This window comes from Novipirellula aureliae, from assembly GCF_007860185.1.
Lineage (GTDB): Bacteria > Planctomycetota > Planctomycetia > Pirellulales > Pirellulaceae > Novipirellula_A > Novipirellula_A aureliae.
The window spans coordinates 598852-619687 of the sequence record NZ_SJPY01000001.1; the positions used below are offsets into that span (position 1 = coordinate 598852).

The 20836-nt window shown below is 53.4% G+C and carries 14 protein-coding genes and 1 tRNA gene; 12 read left to right on the forward strand and 3 right to left on the reverse strand.

Annotated features, from left to right (window positions below; genetic code table 11):
- Positions 1-120 precede the first annotated feature (120 nt).
- The gene (purM, locus tag Q31b_RS02275; RefSeq protein ID WP_146598033.1) at positions 121-1206 is read left to right on the forward strand and encodes a phosphoribosylformylglycinamidine cyclo-ligase; all 1086 of its coding nucleotides are present in this window, start codon (positions 121-123) and stop codon (positions 1204-1206) included.
- Positions 1207-1472: 266 nt separating this feature from the next.
- On the forward strand, positions 1473-2486 hold the full coding sequence (locus Q31b_RS02280) for a mechanosensitive ion channel family protein (protein WP_231617241.1): 1014 nt from the start codon (positions 1473-1475) through the stop codon (positions 2484-2486).
- A 74-nt stretch (positions 2487-2560) separates the two neighbouring features.
- Here Q31b_RS02280 and Q31b_RS02285 read toward each other — a convergent pair whose 3' ends face one another.
- On the reverse strand, positions 2561-3247 hold the full coding sequence (locus Q31b_RS02285; protein ID WP_146598035.1) for a 3-keto-disaccharide hydrolase: 687 nt from the start codon (positions 3245-3247) through the stop codon (positions 2561-2563).
- A 207-nt stretch (positions 3248-3454) separates the two neighbouring features.
- On the opposite strand from Q31b_RS02285, the gene Q31b_RS02290 reads away from it, so the two are divergent.
- Positions 3455-3527: transfer RNA gene (locus Q31b_RS02290), tRNA-Ala, on the forward strand.
- A gap of 1314 nt (positions 3528-4841) precedes the next feature.
- Here Q31b_RS02290 and Q31b_RS02295 read toward each other — a convergent pair.
- Positions 4842-5249, reverse strand: a complete 408-nt coding sequence (locus Q31b_RS02295; RefSeq protein ID WP_197170773.1) for an acyl-CoA thioesterase — start codon at positions 5247-5249, stop codon at positions 4842-4844.
- A gap of 313 nt (positions 5250-5562) precedes the next feature.
- Here Q31b_RS02295 and Q31b_RS02300 point away from each other — a divergent pair, with 313 nt between their 5' ends.
- The 9 genes from Q31b_RS02300 (at position 5563) to Q31b_RS02340 (ending at position 18273) form a co-directional block, all read left to right on the forward strand.
- Complete coding sequence (locus Q31b_RS02300; protein WP_231617242.1) at positions 5563-8379, forward strand: DUF1592 domain-containing protein; 2817 nt, start codon at positions 5563-5565, stop codon at positions 8377-8379.
- 84 nt (positions 8380-8463) lie between these two features.
- Entirely contained in the window at positions 8464-9864 is a 1401-nt protein-coding gene (locus Q31b_RS02305; protein ID WP_146598036.1) for a DUF1552 domain-containing protein, read from the forward strand.
- 79 nt (positions 9865-9943) lie between these two features.
- Positions 9944-10771, forward strand: a complete 828-nt coding sequence (locus tag Q31b_RS02310) for a hypothetical protein (protein WP_146598037.1) — start codon at positions 9944-9946, stop codon at positions 10769-10771.
- 179 nt (positions 10772-10950) lie between these two features.
- Positions 10951-11895, forward strand: coding sequence for an amidohydrolase family protein (locus Q31b_RS02315; protein ID WP_146598038.1), 945 nt, complete (start codon positions 10951-10953; stop codon positions 11893-11895).
- 69 nt (positions 11896-11964) lie between these two features.
- Positions 11965-12912 carry a ThuA domain-containing protein gene (locus Q31b_RS02320; RefSeq protein WP_146598039.1) on the forward strand — a complete coding sequence of 316 codons (948 nt, stop codon included), beginning with the start codon at positions 11965-11967 and terminating at the stop codon, positions 12910-12912.
- Positions 12913-13406: 494 nt separating this feature from the next.
- Positions 13407-15677: an AAA family ATPase gene (locus Q31b_RS02325; RefSeq protein WP_146598040.1), complete on the forward strand. Its 2271-nt coding sequence runs from the start codon at positions 13407-13409 to the stop codon at positions 15675-15677.
- A 194-nt stretch (positions 15678-15871) separates the two neighbouring features.
- Positions 15872-16453, forward strand: a complete 582-nt coding sequence (locus Q31b_RS02330) for a TetR/AcrR family transcriptional regulator (RefSeq protein ID WP_146598041.1) — start codon at positions 15872-15874, stop codon at positions 16451-16453.
- Positions 16454-16679: 226 nt separating this feature from the next.
- Complete coding sequence (locus Q31b_RS02335; RefSeq protein WP_146598042.1) at positions 16680-17471, forward strand: peroxiredoxin-like family protein; 792 nt, start codon at positions 16680-16682, stop codon at positions 17469-17471.
- A gap of 46 nt (positions 17472-17517) precedes the next feature.
- A complete protein-coding gene (locus Q31b_RS02340; protein WP_146598716.1) occupies positions 17518-18273 on the forward strand; it encodes an SDR family oxidoreductase in 756 nt (251 codons plus the stop codon).
- Between the two features lie 736 nt (positions 18274-19009).
- Here the strand turns inward: Q31b_RS02340 and Q31b_RS02345 are convergent.
- Positions 19010-20827 (reverse strand): PD40 domain-containing protein, encoded by a 1818-nt coding sequence (locus Q31b_RS02345; RefSeq protein ID WP_146598043.1) that lies wholly within the window; start codon positions 20825-20827, stop codon positions 19010-19012.
- Positions 20828-20836: the final 9 nt, after the last annotated feature.

Consider the following 20836-nt stretch of genomic DNA (forward strand, 5'->3'; position numbering starts at 1 on the left):
CGAGAGCGACAATCCAGACGCCTGCCCGAGTGACCGCGATCAAAGTAGAATAGTGCTTTGTTCTACTTCGGTGGGTTCCAACGGTTCTCTCCTCTTTCCTTCTACCTCTTTCGATTCTTCATGGCTGCAACCTACAAAGACGCTGGCGTCGATCTCGATATTTATGCCGAATCGATGCGCCGGCTGCCCCGTTTGATGCACCGCACTTTTAGTCCTAGGGTGATCCCGAGCGACGGAGGGTTTGCGGGGCTGTTCCAGCTTGATTTTGCTGGGAAATTGTTTTCACGCAATTATCAAGAACCGGTCCTCGTCAGCGGGACCGACGGTGTCGGCACGAAACTGAAAATAGCCCAGCAAACCAATCGCCACGAGACCGTAGGCATCGACTTGGTCGCAATGTGCGTCAACGACCTGATTTGTACCGGTGCCGAACCACTGTTCTTCCTCGATTATGTCGCCATGGGACGCGACGATCCGGCCCGACTTGAACGAATCGTTCAAGGGATTAGCGACGGCTGCGTCCAAGGCGATATGGCTCTCCTCGGCGGCGAAACCGCGATCATGCCCGATATGTACCAAACCGACGACTACGACCTTGCCGGATTTGCTGTCGGAGTCGTCGAAAAGAAGAAGATTATCGATGGCCATCTGATCGCCGAAGGCGACGTGGTGGTTGGTTTGGCTTCGAGTGGGCTGCATAGCAATGGCTTTTCATTGGTCCGAAAAGTGATAGCCGATGCCAATCTCGATTGGAATGCGACGGACGAAACCCTGACCGACCATTCGGCTTCTCCTACTCAACCGCAAACGATTGCCGATGCCTGTTTAGAGCCAACACGGATTTACACCTCGGCAATCCGCAAAGTTCAAACGAACTACCGTGTGAAGCAGGTATTGCACGGCTTGGCACACATTACCGGTGGCGGGATCGAAGAAAATCTCGATCGTATTTTGCCAAAGCACGTTGACGCAATCATCGATTCTTCGACTTGGGATCTGCCTCCGATTTATCGTTGGCTACAGAAAACAGGATCGATCGAGTTGTCCGAAATGCGGCGGGTTTTCAATATGGGGATCGGTATGGCTGCCGTCGTGAATGAGTTTTACGCCGACAGCGTTATCTCGCAGATCGAAGCTTGCGGCATCAAGTGCAACAAAATCGGCAAAATTGTCGCGGGCAAAGGCCACGTCGTCTACGCGGACTAGTGGATTGCCATCAATCGAATGTGAGTTTACAGGTGGTGGAGCTTGTTAAAGATCCCTTAGCAGCAGGATCTTTAGCAAGATCCACTACCTAAAGTTCAATTCTAACCAACCACGGGTGTGGCCCGTTGGAGATCTATTCACAAGATCCCTACCGACTCGTCTTTACTCAACGCGTGTAATTTCATATACCCCTTTTTCGCCGGCGGCTCATTGCCGCAAGGTCGATGAAACGGAATTTACGAAGACGACTTCGAAAGGACTCAGAAGTGGCTGACCTCGCGTTACCTCTTACCGAAATAGCGGAAAGCAATCCAGCGCCCTCTCCAATCCCCTTTGGCGAAGCCACCCAGCAAGTGATTAATGAAGTCACGCAAGGCGACATGTCGGGCGTGATCGAGTATGCGACGTTACATCTCGTCCCCCAATTGCTGCTCGCTGCAGTCGGTCTAGGGGTCATTTTTATTGGTTATTTGGTTGCCAGCTATTTGTCGCGGATCATCAGCAAACCGGTATGCCGGCGTGTCGATGAAACACTTGGCAAGTTCGTCGGGAAGGTCGTGTTCTACTGCGTCCTTGCAGCTGTCGTCGGTGCGGTATTGTCGAAGATGGGAGCCCCACTTGGTGGCTTGGCGGCGATGTTGGCGGCAGCGGGTTTTGCAATCGGCTTAGCCTTTCAAGGCACCCTTAGCAACTTCGCATCAGGTGTATTGATGTTGGTCTTTCGTCCCTTCAAAGTGGGTGATTTCGTCAATGCCGCTGGAGTGATGGGCAAAGTCAACGAAATCGATTTGTTCACGACGACTCTCGATACGCCTGATAATCGCCGAATCATCGTCCCCAACAGTTCGATATCGAGTGCGATCATCGAGAATATCAGCCACCACAAACATCGACGAATCGAAGTCCCCGTTGGAGTTTCCTATTCCGCAGACATTGCTGCCACTCGCCATGCACTCAACGCAGCGTTAGCAAAATTTGAAGACGAAATCGTTCAGGGCGAAGGCCGAAATTCTGCAGTGGTGCTCAGCAATCTGGGGCCGAGCAGCGTCGATTGGTTGGTCCGAATGTGGGTCAATTCAAGCGATTTTTGGCGACTGAAAGAGGGCCTGGTTGGCGAGGTCAAACAGCAACTCGATTCCGCCGCGATCAGCATTCCATTCCCACAAATGGACGTCCATTTGCATCAAGTAAACGGGGACGAAGAGGCATCACGATCACGGCCCAAGATCCGACCCGTCCGGCGAGAATTTGAAGCGTCCTCCAACCGTCAAGCATCGTAAAATGATCCACCGTAGCGAAAGCCGCCAAGACGTTCGAGGAAGGGGAACACGGATTGACCTTTCAGCGTCGTCCCCTACGGCAGCGGGGTCAGCTCAATCTTGCGGAACTCGACTTCCGAGCCTTCGGCTTGAATCGCGATTTGGCCTTCGCTGGCGGTTGCGCCGGTTCCATGGTTAACCAGGTCGCCGTTGACCCAAACCTTGATGCTATTTCCCTCACACTCGATCACCATCTTATTCCACTCGCCAGCCGGTTTTTCAGAATCATCGGTCAAGTTGAGAATTCGGCGAGTCTTTTTCCCATCAACGCCCCAATTTTCTTTGGGACCGCGCCGCTCGACCATATTGGGCACGGTGATGTCTTCACCGATACACCAAAAATCACCTGCCTGTAGGTGTTGCATTTGCACTTCAACCGATTGCGGGAACATGCTGTAAAGTCTTCGCGGCTTAGAGGCATGGACGAGGACGCCACAGTTACCTGGTTTGGCTGAAAAGCGATACTCAACCTCCAACCGGTAGTCCTTGTAGACCTTGTCGGTAATCAAATGGCCACGGGGCGTGCCGAGGCTAACCAAGAGGCCATCGCGGACGATAAATGAATCTGGCACGCTGGGATCTTTGTCCTTTGCCGGGACGTCGGTATGCCAGCCTGATAAATCGAGGCCGTTAAACAGTTCAATGGTGGGCGACTCGGCAGCGAGGTTGGAGACAAAAAGTGTCATTGTCAAAACCGAGGCGATCGACAGCTTCACAAACATCACAGTTCCTTGAAGAAAGGGAGGTGGGGAAACGACAAGTTTAACCAGTCCCGACGTATTTTGCAGCCCTTTAATCGGTCAGGAGTAGAGCGAAAACGGGTGGAATGGGCAAAAGGAAAGGAAAAATGTGAGCAGACCAGTCGTCTTTGGACTTGACGAGTCACCGGTCAAAGAACTAAATTCTCGTTCGTCCATAAGGACGGTTTTGGGGGATTAGCTCAGTTGGGAGAGCGACGCGCTGGCAGCGCGTAGGTCATCGGTTCAAGTCCGTTATCCTCCACTCAAAAAGCCGCTTGTGATTTCACGAGCGGCTTTTTTCGTGCGCTGAAGTCGTTCAAGACCAATGGTTTACGGCGTTTCCTGGCCCTAGCCGCTTTCATGGGGACAAGTGCGTGGGTCAGGAAATGGGGTGGATTTTGGGTCGGATTGGGTCCCGAAAACTTGCTTCTCTAGAGTCAGTATGATCGTGATCTGACCGCCGAAAAATGACTGGGCTACTCATCGTCGGCAAGCTCATCGAGCCTGTGGGCGCAACTCCAGAATCGCAGCTTTCAAAGCCGCATATCGTGGATCTGAATAGCGATTGGTGATCGACGTGCGTGACACCTTTCTGGCGTTGGACAGGTCGGCAAATTCAACACCGTACTTTTGGCGAAGGAGATTTGGCAGCACCTTCCGAAGATTATTGAACGGGTGTTTCGGGAAGCTCGGATCAATGCGTTGGACTCTCGTGATGACACCCGGTCTTTCCGTTCGGTACTTCTCCCCACCACTTCGTCATCCGCTGGGCTGAGTTGCGTTGCTCGGTCCGATAGGCTTTGGAATCTAACGCCGTTGGCGTGAACGTGCGCAAATACCGCAACGCGGTTACATTCCGTAGCCCAGGGTCGCGCAAGCGCACCCTGGGTCGACGATGCCTCCGGTAACCATGAACCCCAACGGGGTTCGACAACGCGTGTGGTGCTGGCGGTTGTCAAACCCCGTTGGGGTTTTTCGTTTTCGTTGGTGCCGGCAACCCAGGGTGCGCCGGGGCGGCGACCCTGGGCTTTGGAATTTAACGCCGTTGGCGTAAACGTGTGCGATACCGCGACGTTCAATGATTTTGTCGTGTTCCAAACCGAATGGCGTTGGCGTAAAGGTGTGCGATACCGCGACGTTCAATGGTTTTGTCGTGTTTCAAACCGAATGGCGTTGGCGTAAAGGTGCGCAAATACCGCAACGCGGTTACATTCCGTAGCCCAGGGTCGCGCAAGCGCACCCTGGGTCGCCGATGCCTCTGGTAACCATGAACCCCAACGGGGTTCGACAACGCGTGTGGTGCTGGCGGTTGTCAAACCCCGTTGGGGTTTTTCGTTTTCGTTGGTGCCGGCAACCCAGGGTGCGCCGGGGCGGCGACCCTGGGCTTTGGAATTTAACGCCGTTGGCGTAAACGTGCGCGATACCGCGACGTTCAATGATTTTGTCGTGTTCCAAACCGAATGGCGTTGGCGTGAACATGCGCGATACCGCGAAATCGACTGAGAGGGAGCAATGTTGTACCGTGGAGTCTATGCCAGCCTACACACAGACCAGGATGGTTGCCATTGGAGTGTAGCTACTTGTCCTTGATTGGCACGGGTCGGCGAGTTTTACCAGTTGATTCAATCGCAACGTAAGTCACCTCCGCTTCAGTGAGTTTCTCGATCTGTCCATCTCGTTCTGCTTCCACTTCAACATGGATCGTAATCGAAGTTCTTCCCATTTGAACCAGCGTTGTCCAAAAGCTCACCACGTTTCCCACAAAAACAGGACGATGGAACTCGACGCTTTTCATGCCAACGGTGACGATTGATTTTGGTCCGTAACCTGCCGTCCTGATCTCATGGTACGCCCCCACCGCCCCTGCTTGATCGATGTAACTGAGAAGCACGCCACCGAAAATGGTCCCGTGAGGATTTGTGTCTCTCGGCATCATCACGACCTTGATTGCCATGTGTCGGTCGTAGGTAGCTTTGTCGGACACGGGTATACCTAAGTCGAATTCAGATTGTGGGGATTGAGGAACGTGGTTGTGTTAAAACATCTCATATACGGAAAACTTTCGCAATCAGGAGTGAAATACTGGCTAGACAACCCAAGGCAATGACGCGTCCTCCATGGCATAAACTCGACGGTTTGCGTCGCAAATCGAAGGATCCCGGGGGGATCGGTAGGTCACCTGTGAAAGGGTAAAAAGTGTCACACTTTGGAATCTCGTGACAAATTATAGGAACAGGGACACCGTTCTCAAAGCGTCAAGATTGGACGCCCCTCCCCGCGATGAGACACAAGCAATCATGAATCTTATCCAAAAATACCTTCATTCGATGAGCTTCCATCGGTCGATCGGACTGGTGTTTTTCGGCAGCGTTTTGTCTGGCATGCCAATGCCGAGTGAGGCAATGGCCCAAGAAATCGCTGCGGCGCACGGGCTATCGCTAGAGCAAGTTAAAGCATCGGGAAGGCAGCGTTCGATTTACCGCAAGCCCGTTCTGGAAGCGAAGGCCTATGAGTCGCCGGAGGCGAACGTGCAAGCGTTTCGGGCAGAGATCGAGCCGATCTTACGAGAGTCCTGCTACGATTGTCACGGACCGGAGACCGCCGAGGGTGATTTGCGAGTGGACGCGTTGGACCCCGATCTCTTTCGCGGGGAAGACGTGAGTTGGTGGCTGGAGGTTTCCGCGGCTGTCAACAACGGCGAAATGCCTCCCGAGGATGGTCCTGAGCTAGCGGACGAAGACCGCAGCAGGATCATCGATTGGCTTTCCACCGAGATCCAGATCGCTTCGCAGGCGCGACGTGACGAGCAGGGGCATTCGTCGTTTCGTCGGATGACGCGTTACGAATACAATTACGCGCTACAGGATTTGCTTGGGCTTGAATTGGATTTTGCGAAGGACTTGCCGCCAGACCCCGTTTCCGAGGATGGTTTCAAGAACAGTTCTGAAATGCTGCAGATGACGCCCAAGCAATACGCTGACTACATGAATTTGAACCGCAGCGCGTTGAATCGAGCGACGGTGCGTGGTGACCGTCCCGAGATGCTGTACTGGGGAATCACCGCGAAGCGGGCAGCAACCCGGAGAATTAAAACGCGTCAGGAGCTCGATGCTGAAATCGGACGGGTTGCCGAAACGATTGGCGAGGTGATTGCTGAGGAGCAATTTGAAGAGGAGGATGAAGAGAAGGAGGAGGAAGATGAAGAGAAGAAAGAGGTCGCTGAGGTGCGTCCAACGGCGCGGCCAGCGGCAGCGAGAGGTGGCCGCGGCGGGCGTGGTGGTCAAAGTGCGCACTACTTGAACATGGAAACGGGTGAGACGTCAGCGGCGAGCTGGGCTTTCCGCCGGGCGGTCCATGCGTGGACGCCCACCAGTGTACCTCCCGCCTTGCCTGAGCCATCGGAGTACATTGTGGTGCTTCCGTCAGGTCAGCGGTTTGTGGTCGATCTCGGCAATCGGATCCCGGATGAGGGGATACTTCGCGTGCGGCTCCGTGCGTCACGAGTCTCCGATGACGACAATTCGATCCCCAGTGTCGCTTTGGAGTTCGGCTGGCAGGGCAGCAATAACTCGAAGGGGTCGGTGAGAATCAGTCAGCATGATCTTGAGATCGATGCGTCACCTGGAGAGCCGCAGTTCTATCAATGGGATATCCCCCTGAGTGAGATTTACCCTCGTAATCCGGTGCGAAAGACGGTGGCATTGGGTGCTCCAAAGCTTACGAATCCGTCCGAATACATTCGGCTGCACAATACATCGTTGTCACCAACGGCTGGCATTCAGTTCGATTACATTGAGGTGTCGGCGCCTGTGTACGAACAATGGCCGCCCGCTTCGCACAAGCGAATTTTTATCGGCAGCGAGAACAGCGACGACGAAGACGTGTACGCACGCGAGATCGTGTCGCAGTTTATGAAGCGGGCTTGGCGGCACAGCGTCAGCGCGGCGGAGGTCGACCGCAAGATGGAGTATTTTGCTCGCGTACGCCCTCTTTGCGAGGACTTTCAACAAGCCGTGATTGAAGTGTTGGCCACGGTGTTGTCATCCCCGCGATTTCTGTATCTGGTTCAATCCGATCGGTCGACGGCGGACAGCGACCGCACGCTCGACCCGTTCGAGTTGGCGACTCGTCTTTCCATGTTCCTCTGGTGCAGTACGCCCGATGACGAACTATTGGACTTGGCGGCGCAGGGGCGACTCGGTGACAAGGACGAATTGGTCCGTCAGACGCATCGTATGCTTGCCGATCCGCGGCATGAGCGTTTTTCGGAGCACTTTGTGCGGCAATGGTTAAACATGGAGTTGCTTGATTATCTGACGGTCGATCGGTCAACCTATCCGCAATTCGACGGGACCTTAAAGGATGCGATGCAACAAGAGCCAATCGCGTTTTTCGAAGAGATGTTGCAGAATGATCGCAGCGTGTTGGATTTTCTCCACGCCGATTACGCGATGGTCAATGAGCGTCTGGCCCGGCATTACGGGATCAGCGACGTGTCTGGAATACACTTCCAAAAGGTATCGTTGAATTTGGCGGAGGATCGCGGCGGGTTGTTGACCATGGCTGGGTTATTGGCAATGAATTCCGATGGCAAAGATTCCCATCCGCTCAAACGCAGCATTTGGTTGCTTGAGAGCGTATTGAATGATCCGCCGCCACCACCACCGCCGTCGGTCCCCGAGATTGATTTGGCGGATCCCGAGATCTTGAAACTCACCATCAAAGAGCGGATGGAGGATCACCGAAACCAAGCGGCTTGCATGTCGTGTCACGTCAAGATCGACCCGTGGGGGATCGCATTGGAGAATTTCGATGCGGTTGGCAGATGGCGTGATCAGATCAAAGGCGAGGCTATCGACGCGTCGAGTGACTTATTCAACCAGCATACTCTTGACGGGATCGAGGGGCTGAAACGCTATCTGCTTGCCAACCGGCAAGACCAATTCGCTCGTGCGATTGTCCACAAAATGACCACCTTCGCTCTAGGGCGGCCGCTGACGTTCAGTGACCGCGCGAGCGTTGACGGTTTGACTGCTGAACTTCGGAAAAAAGAAGACGGACTTGCGTCGCTCGTTGCCTTGATTGTGGCTAGCGATCTTTTTCAGTCGCGATAGCGATTTTGGACGCCTGTCGCGGAGGAGTCGACTTGCCGTTCCCTCGGCTTTTTAACCAACCTGGATGTAGGATCTAAACCAACCATGAAAACCAAACTTTCAGCGCTTGACCGTCGGAATTTCCTTCGTGGGGTAGGCGGTTTTGCACTTGCGCTGCCGGCCTTCGAGACATTTTCCGGGACCGCTGCTGCCGCCGAGAATATCTCTCGTCGCAAACGGCTGGCCTGTTTCTACTTGCCCAACGGTGTGCCAATGCCTCGCAAGGACGACCCGGCCTACGAGGATTGGTCTTGGTTTCCACAAGGTTCAGGAAAAAATTTCAAGCTCAGCAAATGCCTTGATCCTCTGGAGCCGCTACGCGAGCAGATGACGGTGTTTTCTGGTCTGTCGCACCCGGCGGTACGCAATGTCCACGGCCATTCCAATGCGGACCAGTTTCTCACCGGCGCGGACACTGGCGGCAGCGGCGATTACAAGAACTCAATCTCGATGGACCAGATGTACGCGGCTCATGTCGGCGAACAGACTCGCGTCGCGTCGCTCGTGATGTCGACCGATGGAGGTGCGGGGACACCTCGAGGTGCTCACACGATGTCGTTCGCTGCGAATGGACGTGCCATCCCAGCGGAGAACAAACCGAAGCGAATTTTCGACACGCTGTTCGTGAAAGATGACGGCAACGCGGCACGGCGTTTGTCGCTCAACACCAGCGCGCTGGACGAACTGATGGGCGATGCCCAGTCGTTGCGAAAGGATCTCTCTAAGTATGACCAGCGGACGTTCGACCAGTTTCTCGATTCCGTGCGCAGTACCGAATTGAAAGTCGAGAAAGCGGCGCGATGGATCGATATGCCGCTTCCCACCGTCGATGTCGATCACCTGAATCTCGACATCACGCCCAATGATCCGCGAGAGTATGTCCAGACGATGTACGAATTGATCTACCTCGCCTTCCACACCGATTCGACACGAGTCGCAACGTATATGATCGGCAAGGAGCTTGGTGCCGGGATCAGCGATTATCTGGCGAAGGCCGTCGGGCTTCCGCTAACGCACAAGCTGTCGCACCAAGTCAAAACGCCGGGTGGATGGAAGAATTTCGGCACGTACTGCCGATTCATCAGTGAGGAACATGGTCGCTTCCTGACCCGCTTGAAGTCGACGCCTGAGCCTGGAGGCGATGGCAGTATGCTGGACAATACCCTGTGTCTGTTCGGTTCGGCCTCCAGCGCCTTTCACCTGTCCCGGAATTACCCACTTATCCTCGCCGGTGGTGGGCGGACGGGGATTCGTCATGGGCAATATTTGCAATATGGTTCCACCGATCTTGATTCCATTTCGGGCATGGCCAACGATAATATCCGAAGGGTTCGGACGGAAGAGGATCCGATGGGGCGGCTGCTTCTGACGATGCTGCAGCAGTTAGGCGTCGAAACGAATGAATTCGCCGGTTGCAACCAAGTGCTACCCGAGATGTTAGCCTGATCATCCTTCTGTTCACCGAAATGAATCGCTGACACAATCACGTCGACGGATCACCATCAAAATATTGAAAGGCATCAAGATGATTTTTAAAGGTAAAGCAATCTCGCAACGACCGCTCAATCCGTGCCTCAGGGCTTTCTCGTTTTGCCTCGTTGTTTTCATTGCGTTTGGCTGGGCTGATCATGCGTTTTCGGATGATTTGCCACTGCCGACCATGCTGGCGAAACGAGGCAAATTGATTGTGGACGATGATGGATCCATGGATCGCGGCGGCAAGACGCTGCGGAGTTTGGGCAACGGCGTGAGTCTCAAGTCCGCATTGGGAATATGGGAACGTTCGGAATCGGATGCGAATGTCTGGCGTTCCACTTGGACCGAGGGAATGGGACACCCGCCCGTCGTTGCGTATCCAGGAGTCACCGCCGACAACCTGATCGTAGAAGTCACGTTTCGTTACGGAGGAAATACAGAACCCTGGCATAGCCAGTTTTTGCGGATCGCTGCGGATCAACGTCCTCAAATCAATGGGCACATCGTATCAGCATGGGTGAACCCAGATGGTCGCTACACGAAAAAGAACAGTATCGTGCTCGAGCACGTTCCTCCGCGCGGCGAACAAGGGATTTTGATGGACCATCAACCGCTCACCTCGGAACCCAATACTTGGTACACGGCGATCCTTGAGATTGTCGGTGATGAGACGTTGTTTCGTATGGGCGACCAGGTAGCCTACTCAAAGACAGAGGAAATCACTCTTCCCAAGAACCTTGTCTCATTGACGCTGGGCACAACTTGGCACGAGATCAAACGGGTTCGCATTTGGAATGCCGAGGCGAATCCCGATTGGGAGGCAAACAAAGCTGCGACTCTTCAATCACGTAAACCCTTTCGTCCCATCCCGCGATGACAAACAGACGTCCCGCGGTGCTAGCCGTCAACTCTCGACGACTTGCTTGTGTTGAGCTTTAAGGGAGTGTGGCAGCTTTCAAATCTCTTCGTTACAATGTCTGACAGCATCGGAGCGGATTGACTGAACCAATCGTTCGCAAATTTCCTTGATCATACTTTTTAGAGTTAGGTATCCCGATGAAACGACGCCATTTCATTCAAGCTGCCGCTGCCACGGCGTTGGCGTCTCCTCAAACGATTGTGTTTGGATCGGACGATCGGATGCAACCGACTCGTGTCATCGATACTCATACCCATTTCTACGACCCCACGCGTCCTCAGGGCGTTCCCTGGCCAGGCCCAAAAACGTCACTTTATCGGACGGTGCTGCCGGAGGACTTCCTAACGGTGACGAGCCCCTTGGGCATTCGGGAAACGGTGGTCGTGGAAGCGAGTGAATGGGTGGAGGACAATCAATGGATTCTTGACATGGCCGAAACGAATCCTTCGATCGTAGGATTCGTTGGTAACCTCAATCCCCGCGACGCTAATTTCAAGTACCATCTGCTTCGCTTTTCAAAGAATCCGCTGTTCCGTGGACTGCGGTGGCGCAGTAATTTGGTACCATTCAACGGCGATGGCGGCTTGGATCCATTGATTGCTGGTGCCAAGGGATTGGCGGATCACGATCTCGAACTTGATTTGAACGGGCCATGCACGACGTTGCCGATGATTGACCAGATCGCTCAAGCGGTTCCAAACTTGCGAATGGTTATCAATCATGTTGCGCATAGCGGCGATCCCAAGTCACTGCATCCGCAATGGAAAGCCAACGTTGCCCAGATCGCGAAGCGTCCCAACGTGTTGATGAAGGTATCGGGGCTACTCGAGCAAGCTCCTGGGAAAGCTGGTAAAGCACCTCGCGAAACCGAGTACTACGTGCCGGTGCTCGATCACCTTTGGGATCACTTTGGAGAAGATCGATTGATTTATGGAAGCAATTGGCCCGTGTCTGATTCCAGTGCTTCTTACGACGCCCAGTACAAAGTGGTGCACGAATACTTTTCGGGCAAGGGGCCCGAAGTCGTTGAAAAATACTTCTGGAAAAACTCGCTCACAGCCTATCGGTGGATCGAGAGGTAATCATGCCTCATCATTTGATGGGAAACTCATTTCTCCCTGTATTCCTTTTTCTTGAAATTTGATTTCGTCATGACTTCATTGCAAAAACTTGCCATGGCGTTTGTTGCCATGGTTGGGGCCGGTCTCTCTCCAGCAGACATGATGGCTGATAATACCAGGGCTGATATTCGTGTCTTAATTGTGGATGGCTTCAGCAACCACTCCGTTGAAAAGACCACTCAGAAAATCCAGCAGATCCTCGCTAGTGATGCGACTTTCAAGGTCACTGTATCAACGATGCCTGAGTTCAAGTCGGCTCAATGGGCTTCCTGGAATCCGAAGTTCACGGACTACGATGTTATTATCCAGACCTGTAACAATATTGGGAAAACCAATATTGTATGGCCTGATACGGTGAAGTCGAATTTGGAATCCTACCTCAAAGACGGCGGCGGCATGTACGTTTACCACAGTGCAAACAATGCCTTTGCCGATTGGGACGAGTACAACAAGATGATTGGGATGGGATGGCGGGCCGCGGATTTCGGAAAGGCACTTGAGGTCAAGGATGGGCGATTGGTGGAGATTCCCGCCGGCGTTGGAAAGAAGACGGGGCATGGACCACGAATCGATGCGGTTTTCCATCGATTCGGTGACCACCCGATACATGTGAACTTGCCGCAAAGTTGGAAGTCTGCGGACGTCGAGGTGTATGCGTACGCCCGTGGTCCACTACAGAACCTTACCGTCCTTTCCTACGCAAGAGAGCCGGTAAACGACATGGATTTCCCTACCGAATGGGTCGTTCAATATGGAAAAGGTCGAGTCTATTCGTCGACGTATGGGCACTACTGGAAGAATCAAGACAACCCGAAAGGTGTGCAGGACGTCGCATTTCAAACGATCTTGATAAGAGCCTTGCAATGGTTGGCGCGGAGTCCTGTCACGGAAACGGTTCCCGCGAACTTCCCGACCCGTGAAACGATCTCACTGCAAAATGTTCCTCCTGACGCTTCGTTGGATACGATCTCACCCTAGCCCGGATGATTCATGGGCTTGCAAATTGTTTTGCTAACGTCTACGCCTTCAAGCGTTTACGTTCATTGCTCGAAAAACAGTTTGCGTATTAGCCGTTTTGGCGTTAGCGGCCTGTCGATTTAATCGTTTAACGCTTAGCCGAAGGCGTCAGCTTTTCCAAAAGCGGTCGCCTATGGCTTGGCGTTAAACAATAAGTCGAGTCAAACCGATTAAATCGACAGCCCGCTATCGCCAAAACGGCTAATGAATAATCCGGGCTAGCCGGCTCATGCTCGCGCTGGGCACGACGGAAGAGAATTTCCACTGGGGATTGCAATTTGGCCTTTGAGGTTCGCCCAGCGATGAGCCGAGTATGCGGCGAAGTGTCTGTCGTTCTGTCGTGGGGTGATGGGGTGATGGGGTGATGGGATCCAACTTGCCTTGTACCGCAGATTGCCGTACAACCAAGAACGACGCATTCTTTCGCAATTTGGCGTTAACCGGTGACACGGATCATGCACGACGAGATCGGCGATTTCGCCTATGAAGATGACTCGATACCTGTCGCCGAGTTTCAGCCTGCTCGCTTCGAGTTCCGGCTTGATTTGCCCGAAGGCGATGCCCAGAAACAGAAGGATGCGGCTGCTGCGGTTCGTCAGGAGTATCGTGACGGGTCACGGTGGAAACGTCTAAATTGCCACCGAGTCAGCATCTTTGCTGAGCAGGATCGTGGGACCATTTTTGTCGTTCATGTCGGCTCGTCGGTCGAGTTTGATTGGACTTGGGAAGGTGCGAAAGCGTTTCGTCCGACGTCGCTTGACGGCGAGGAACGCTACTCGGATCACTTCTCTGAAGAGGCTGCCTATGAGGAAGGCATTGTCTGGTCGGGCGAGATTGTCGAAGTGGACGAGCGGAATGGTTGTTTGTTTATCAGCCTTGATGATCCTGAGATGACGCCGGCGACAGGGCCTTTCTTTGTTCGTCCGTTTGAGTTCATGTCGGTCTTGGACGCCATATACAATGGAGATGAGTTTGAAGAGGTTCGCGAGTATCTCCCCGCCAGATTGAACGCTAGCGAGGGCAATGTGCATCCGAGAGTCGCTCCGTCGTGTGGGGTTGGCTTGCCACATTTGCGTGATTGGTGGCAGCATTCGTGGAGCGTTCTTTGGGGACCGCCCGGCACTGGAAAAACTTGGACGACGGGGCAGCAGATCGCCAAGGTGATGCAAGCTGAGAACGAGCGAATTTTGGTGGTGTCGACGACCAACCGGGCGACCGACGCCGTGGCAATCTCGATCGGCGAAGCGGCAAAGGAATTCTGCCCTGATCGACTCGATAACGACTTGCTGCTGAGAATCGGGAAGGGGGCTTCGTATCAATCGTTCGTCGGGAAAAATCTCGATCCGATGCTCCGAGGGACCGAGTCGGAAGTCTTGTCACAGATCGACGGGCTTGCACAGCAACTTCAACTGTTTGAATCGTCGGAAGACAAAGCTCTCACACGAAAACGGATTGGTGAACTGCGAACGTCCGGTAACGACCAAAGCAATCGCATCTTTGTGGATGCACAGCGACGAGTGGTTGTCGCCACCGCTTTCAAGGCGATGAGCTATTTGAAGGACCCGTCCATCCGCAAGATGGTCGCGGATGGCGATGCACCTTTCACCACCATCTTTATTGACGAAGCAGGGTTGATCTCCAGGACAGCGGTTGCTGCGTTGTCGTTGTTGGCTGCTAGGCGAGTCGTGTTGGTCGGGGATTCAAAACAATTGGCTCCGATCAGTCGAATCTCACGGATTCTGCCGACTCGCCAACAAACCTGGTTGGCGAGCAGTGGGTTGAGTCATCTCGATGGCACAGAAAATCTTCCCATTGCGGTCCATTTATTGTCGCAGCAGCGACGTATGCACCCCGATGTATGCAAGGTCGTGTCAAGCTACCAGTACGATGGCGTGTTGACGACCGCTCAAGACATGGGGCCGGCAACATTGCGGCTGCTACTGTCGATCGTCGAGAAGTCAGACGAGAATGACGCCAACAGTCGTTCGGCACATATCTTCTACGACAACGCACAAAACGTTTACGACACCAAGACTCCGAAATGGTCAGAGTTCGGTCTCGACATGCGTGGTCGTTCGACGATTATGCGTGAGAGTTTTCGCTCAACCACGCCGATCACCGAGCTTGCGGTCAACGTGTTGAGCCGACTTTCCGAATCAAGCACGCGACAAGAGCAGCAAGAATTGCTTCAACTCGGACTGCTAGAGAAAACGGATCGAAATGGTGAAGAGTGGTTGCGAGTACGGTACAACCAGATCGATGGACCGAAACCGATCTACCATAGCTTCGATAACCGAAGCCAAGAAATGGCTTCGATTGCCGGCCACTTGAAGCACTTGATCCAGAAAGATGGCATTTCACCAACCGATATTTGCATCCTTTACAATGGTCGGGTTCAGAATATTTTGCAATCCAGCCTTGCACCGGCACTTGCGGAGATCGGTGTTGAGCTTTCGTTTCAGAAAAACCGTTCGTTCGAGAGACAGCCCAACACGCTCATTGCCACCACTCCGCATTCCTTTAAAGGTTACGAATCCGAAGCCATTGTGATCCCGTGCGTGGACAATTATGTGGCTCCCGAAGGCAAAACATTGGAGAACAGCCTGTACGTGGCGATGACTCGTGCTCGCTCGTTGCTGGCGATCTATGGAGTGAACGGTGGGTCGGAAGCCAGTCGAAAGATTGGCGAAACGATCCGAACGTGTCTTTCGATCCAGAATGCTTAACCGATCGATCGTTCAGAATTTGGATGATGAGTCACCCGATCCAACAGGGTGATGCGCCCCGTGTCCCGAGCGGTACTCGCCACGCCAATGGCTCCGACGAATCCTGATCTTTTCCTCGTCCGTGTCTTGACCGATCGGTACAAACCAGGTAGGGTTGGTACAATCAAGCAGGAATTTCAGGCGAGAGGAAACCGATGCCGTGGGAAAAGTCATTTAAAGAGTCGGACGTAATCGAGCAGGCGATGGAGGTCTTCTGGGAGAAGGGTTATGCCGCGACATCGATCTCCGACATAACCGAGGCGACAGGAATCAAGCGGGGTAGTCTCTACAACGCATTTGACGGAAAGCATGATATTTTTGTGCGCGCGTTGCTGAAGTACGGTGGTGAGCGGCGGACGAGTAAGTTGAGAATACTGGAGACGGTCGATGATCCTCGTGAAGCGATCACGATGTTCTTCGACTCTCTCGTAAAGGCCACGCTGGACGATCCCGACAAGAAGGGATGTTTATTGTTCAACACCGCGCTCGAATATTCGTCACACGACGATGACGTCAAGCAACTCGTGTCGGAAGGGATCCAAGAGGTCGTCTGTTTTTTTGAGGGACGGATCAAGCGAGGCAAGGAACTCGGGACAATTCCTGACTCGGTGGACGCTCGCCCTACCGCAAGGGCGCTTGTTGCATTAGTGGTTGGAATTCGTGTGTTAGGTCGGGGGGCGTTTGGAAAAGCGGCATTGCAACAAGTCGCCCGCCAGGCCGTTGAGATGGTTTCATAGAACAATCGAGAAAGGAAAATGATTCAGCATGCTGCGAAGGGCGGCAAGAAAAATATTGCTGCCATTGAATTTTTTTAGACGGATGCGATCGAGCAACGGCCATTAACCGATGGTTGGCAATCGCGAACGGATTGGCATGGCATATGCCCGGCTTATCGGCAGAGCTGTCGCTCGACGCGGCCGCGAAGTCACATCCAACTTCACACTCCAAAACGAAATTAGAGAGATGAACACCAATACCATTCTTTTAGCCGTGACCGTTTTCGCGATCGGATTGAGCGTCAACGGCGTGAATGCTCAAAGCCCAAATTCACAAAACGCAAATTCACAAAACGCAGTCACCGACCAGGTTCAACCAGGAGAAACACCGTTGCTTTCTGAACTACTTGAAGCGAAAGCGGCCGCGAGTGCAGCTCGGGCTCCGGAAGAAGTGCGTCAGGCATACGCCCAAGGTATCGAGACGGTCCGCGCGACCGAGATTGAGAAGTCGGCCAAGCAGGTCGGTGATGCGGCGATCGATGCCCAGCTCTCCGGTTGGGACGGTAAGAGTGTCAAGCTTAGTGATCTTTGGCAGGAAGGCCCGATCGTACTGATGTGGTACCGAGGAGGTTGGTGCCCGTATTGCAACATTCAGCTGCGCGCCATGCAGCAGAGCATGGACCGCATCGAAGATGCTGGAGCGAGATTGGTAGTACTAACACCGGAACTGCCCGAGAAGGCGAAAGAAACGGCCGAGGCAAACGATTTGGATATCGTGGCTTTGCACGACAAAGGCAATGCGGTGGCACGAAAGTACGGGCTGGTATTCGATCTTCCCGAAGCGATCATCCCGTCCTATCGCGACAAGCTCAAACTGCCTGAATACAACGGTAACGATGTGATGGAACTACCGCTTGCGGCAACCTACGTGATCGACAAGGTTGGCAAGATCACGTACGCGTTCCTCGATGCGGATTACAAGAAACGAGCCGAGCCGTCCGATGTCGTCAAGGCAGTCAAGGCGGCGGCTCAGCCGTAGTTACTTCTGCATGGCGAGGTAGGAACGAACGGAGAACGTGTTCGATATGAATATCAAGGACCAAGCTGACTTGAAGGTCCGGGCTGCTCTTGTGACCGGGGGGTCGGGTGGCATCGGAAGTGAGATCTGTAAGCGATTGGCTCGTGACGGCTATCAAGTGGTGGTTCATTACGGAAACGACCGTGAGGCCGCTGAAGCCGTCGTCCAATCGATCGCGGATTCGGGTGGCGTTGCGATGGCGCATTCGGCAGACATTGCCGAAGAAGATGGCATTGAGCAATTGTTTGAATGCGTGATTTCCGAGTTTGGCCACTTGGATGTTGTCGTGGCAAACGCAGGAATTTCCGGAGGCGGTGCCGTCGAGCAAGTCGAGTTGGCTGATTTCAAGAAATTGGTTTCTGTTAATTTTATCGGTGCATTCTTGACACTTCGCGAAGCGGCACGGCGGCTGAACGACGGTGGACGGCTGATCTTTGTCTCATCGCAGTTGGCCGAACGACCTCGCATGGGGACAGGTACCTATGCGGCGACAAAGGCAGGGATCGACGCGATGCTTGTTTCGATGTCACATGAACTCGGGTCGAGAGGGATCACCGTCAACAGCGTCCGCCCAGGGGCCACCGAGCCTGGCATGTTTGCCGGGAGCGACGAAGCGCGAAAAGATTATTTTCGCAACCTTTCTCCGTTCAAACGACTTGGTCATCCTACGGACATCGCTGCCGTCGTTTCGTTTCTGGCCAGTGACGACGCGGCCTGGATGACCGGACAACACCTTCGTGCGGATGGCGGAGCTTCGAATTGATTCGTTGATGGCAATCACTTACAAGCTCGAGATCGTGTCCGTCGCTTGCAGCTTGCGAGTCTTGGTTCCGCTAACCTCCACCTTAACCCAGATGATTCATGGGCTTGCAAATTGTTTTGCTAACGTCTACGCCTTCAAGCGTTTACGTTCATTGCTCGAAAAACAGTCTGCGTATTAGCCGTTTTGGCGTTAGCGGGCTGTCGATTTAATCGTTTAACGCTTAGCCGAAGGCGTCAGCTTTTCCAAAAGCGGTCGCCTATGGCTTGGCGTTAAACAATCAGTCGAGTCAAACCGATTAAATCAGCAGGCCGTTAGCGGGCTGTCGATTTAATCGTTTAACGCTTAGCCGAAGGCGTCAGCTTTTCCAAAAGCGGTCGCCTATGGCTTGGCGTTAAACAATAAGTCGAGTCAAACCGATTAAATCGACAGGCCGCTATCGTCAAAACGGCTAATGAATCATCCGAGTTAGCTCTGCTGAGGAGCAACTTACTTAGGGACAACGGGTCAGGGAGGGAAGAATGTCTTGCTTGGCCTTGATAAAACGGCTTGTTTTGCCGAGGTTTATTATTGAACGTCCGATTGCCGATGCAGCGAAAACATTCTTTTTGCCCTGCGGTGCCTGAAAAACCTACCCTTCGGTACTTGGGATGGATGAATCAACCCACGGATTCTTCGGTGGAGCCTTCTTTGCAAGCACCGATTTTTTTCAAGCACCGATCCTTCGGAAGAGCCGAGCTTATAGAGACAATAGGTATTCCACCAAATCATCAATCTGGTCTTCGGATAGTTCCGAAAGTTTACCACGGCTGTTGCCGTGTTCAAACGTGGTGACAACATCCTTCATCGTTGCAGCGCGGCCATCATGCAGGTAGGGGGCCGTTCGCCATGCTTCGATCAAATGCGGTACGTCAACCGGTTTGCCTTCGTCCGGGCCCGACGTAAAGCCAGCGTCATGCAGTCGGAAATCTGTAAACAACGGGGAGGGATGACAGTAGGCACAGCCGACTTGCTCGAATAGGATTTCTCCCCGCATGGCGGAATCACTTAGGCGGCCATCCACTAAATGGGGACTGGGGATCGGTTTCAGACTCTTCAGGTAAGCGTCGATTGCAAGCGCGTCTTCTTCCGGTCGAACTGAAAATTGAATGTGTCGAATTCCAGCGCGAACGGCCGTTTCTGCATCGGCTCGCACACCGAGCCACATCGCCGGCGGCGTTTTGTGAGCGTAAAGCATCGATTTGACGTTCTTGGGATTGCCAATACCATCATTCATCAAGTCCCAATTCAACCCATCGGTTCGCGCATCGGGGTGGCAGGTCGCACAGCTCAGCCAATTCTGGAAACAAAGGGCCGAGTCATTGAAGTAGATTTCCCCGAGTCGTTCAGGGGTGATCGCTTGTTGGCTTCCGAGTTGCAGCAGATCGCTTTCGGTATGTCCAGTCGAAGAAGAGCGAACGATTTCGATTGCATCCGAAAAATAGTTGCCAACATAAACGACTTGCTCATCAACCACCAACGATCTTGGTCCGATGCCTTTTAGTTTGACCCGCTTTCGTATCTCGGAGAGGAATGACAAGTCGTTGTGGGCATTCAGATGAGCTTCCCCCTCAAGCTGACTTGATCGAGAAGCTATCTTTGCCGTCAGTGCGGGCAAATCAATGAGTGAAATCTCTTGGTTTCCGGTCGAGGAGACGACCAATGTTTTTCCATCGGGGGAAAAACCGATTGCCCACGGATTGGAAAACCCTTGTTCGATATCATCTAACAGAACGGTGTACTGGAGCGTCTCACTGGCCACGTCGATGACACTGAGCGCATTGGTGGAAACCCAGCCACGTTCAAGTTGCGTGGTCGGCACGAGAAACCGGGCCATCAGGTGCGTAGCGAATATTTTCTTTCCATCGGGCGAAATTTCCATGGCACGCATCCCCTCGGCACCGTTCACCAGAGGTAGCGTTTTGACTTCTTGGGTTTCCGTGTTGATGATCGAGACTTGTGAGGCAACGTATTCGATATCCGCACGGCCATCCGGGATATGGTTGGCGACAAACAACCGCTTGCCATCGGGCGTCAGTACGGCCGCGATCGGTTCTCGCAAAACGGCAACTCTGGCCATCGTCTTACCGGATTCCAGGTCGATGATCGAGACATCGTTGTCGAACCGGTTGCAGACGTACAGCCATTTCCCATCTGGCGACACGATAGGTGACATCGGCGTGTGCCCGGTCTCGATTTCGCCCACTACCGAACCCGAGTTGACAATCCATACGCGCCCTTCTGGGCCCCCGCCTGCGACGTAAAGCGTTTCACCGTCGCCAGACATCACCATGTCGGTTGGCTCAGCAGGCAACTCCAGAGAACGACGAATTCCGTTTTCCTGCAAATCGAAATCGATCAACTGCTTTCCCGTTGATGCGAGAACATACAGCGTTTCTTTGTCGTGGGAAAGGATCAAATCGCTCGGCGACAAATAGTCCTGGGCCGAGACCAATCCAGCCGAGAGAATTGGCATTGTGAAGGACAATGCCATCACACAGATGGTTACAATTTTCATGATCGACGT

Coding starts and splice junctions, on each gene's coding strand:
- Q31b_RS02330 (WP_146598041.1), top strand. CDS start 15,872: ATGCCGTGGGAAAAGTCATTTAAAGAGTCGGACGTAATCGAGCAGGCG.
- Q31b_RS02310 (WP_146598037.1), top strand. CDS start 9,944: ATGATTTTTAAAGGTAAAGCAATCTCGCAACGACCGCTCAATCCGTGC.
- Q31b_RS02340 (WP_146598716.1), top strand. CDS start 17,518: ATGAATATCAAGGACCAAGCTGACTTGAAGGTCCGGGCTGCTCTTGTG.
- purM (WP_146598033.1), top strand. CDS start 121: ATGGCTGCAACCTACAAAGACGCTGGCGTCGATCTCGATATTTATGCC.
- Q31b_RS02345 (WP_146598043.1), bottom strand. CDS start 20,827: ATGAAAATTGTAACCATCTGTGTGATGGCATTGTCCTTCACAATGCCA.
- Q31b_RS02315 (WP_146598038.1), top strand. CDS start 10,951: ATGAAACGACGCCATTTCATTCAAGCTGCCGCTGCCACGGCGTTGGCG.
- Q31b_RS02325 (WP_146598040.1), top strand. CDS start 13,407: ATGCACGACGAGATCGGCGATTTCGCCTATGAAGATGACTCGATACCT.
- Q31b_RS02335 (WP_146598042.1), top strand. CDS start 16,680: ATGAACACCAATACCATTCTTTTAGCCGTGACCGTTTTCGCGATCGGA.
- Q31b_RS02305 (WP_146598036.1), top strand. CDS start 8,464: ATGAAAACCAAACTTTCAGCGCTTGACCGTCGGAATTTCCTTCGTGGG.
- Q31b_RS02285 (WP_146598035.1), bottom strand. CDS start 3,247: ATGTTTGTGAAGCTGTCGATCGCCTCGGTTTTGACAATGACACTTTTT.
- Q31b_RS02300 (WP_231617242.1), top strand. CDS start 5,563: ATGAATCTTATCCAAAAATACCTTCATTCGATGAGCTTCCATCGGTCG.
- Q31b_RS02320 (WP_146598039.1), top strand. CDS start 11,965: ATGACTTCATTGCAAAAACTTGCCATGGCGTTTGTTGCCATGGTTGGG.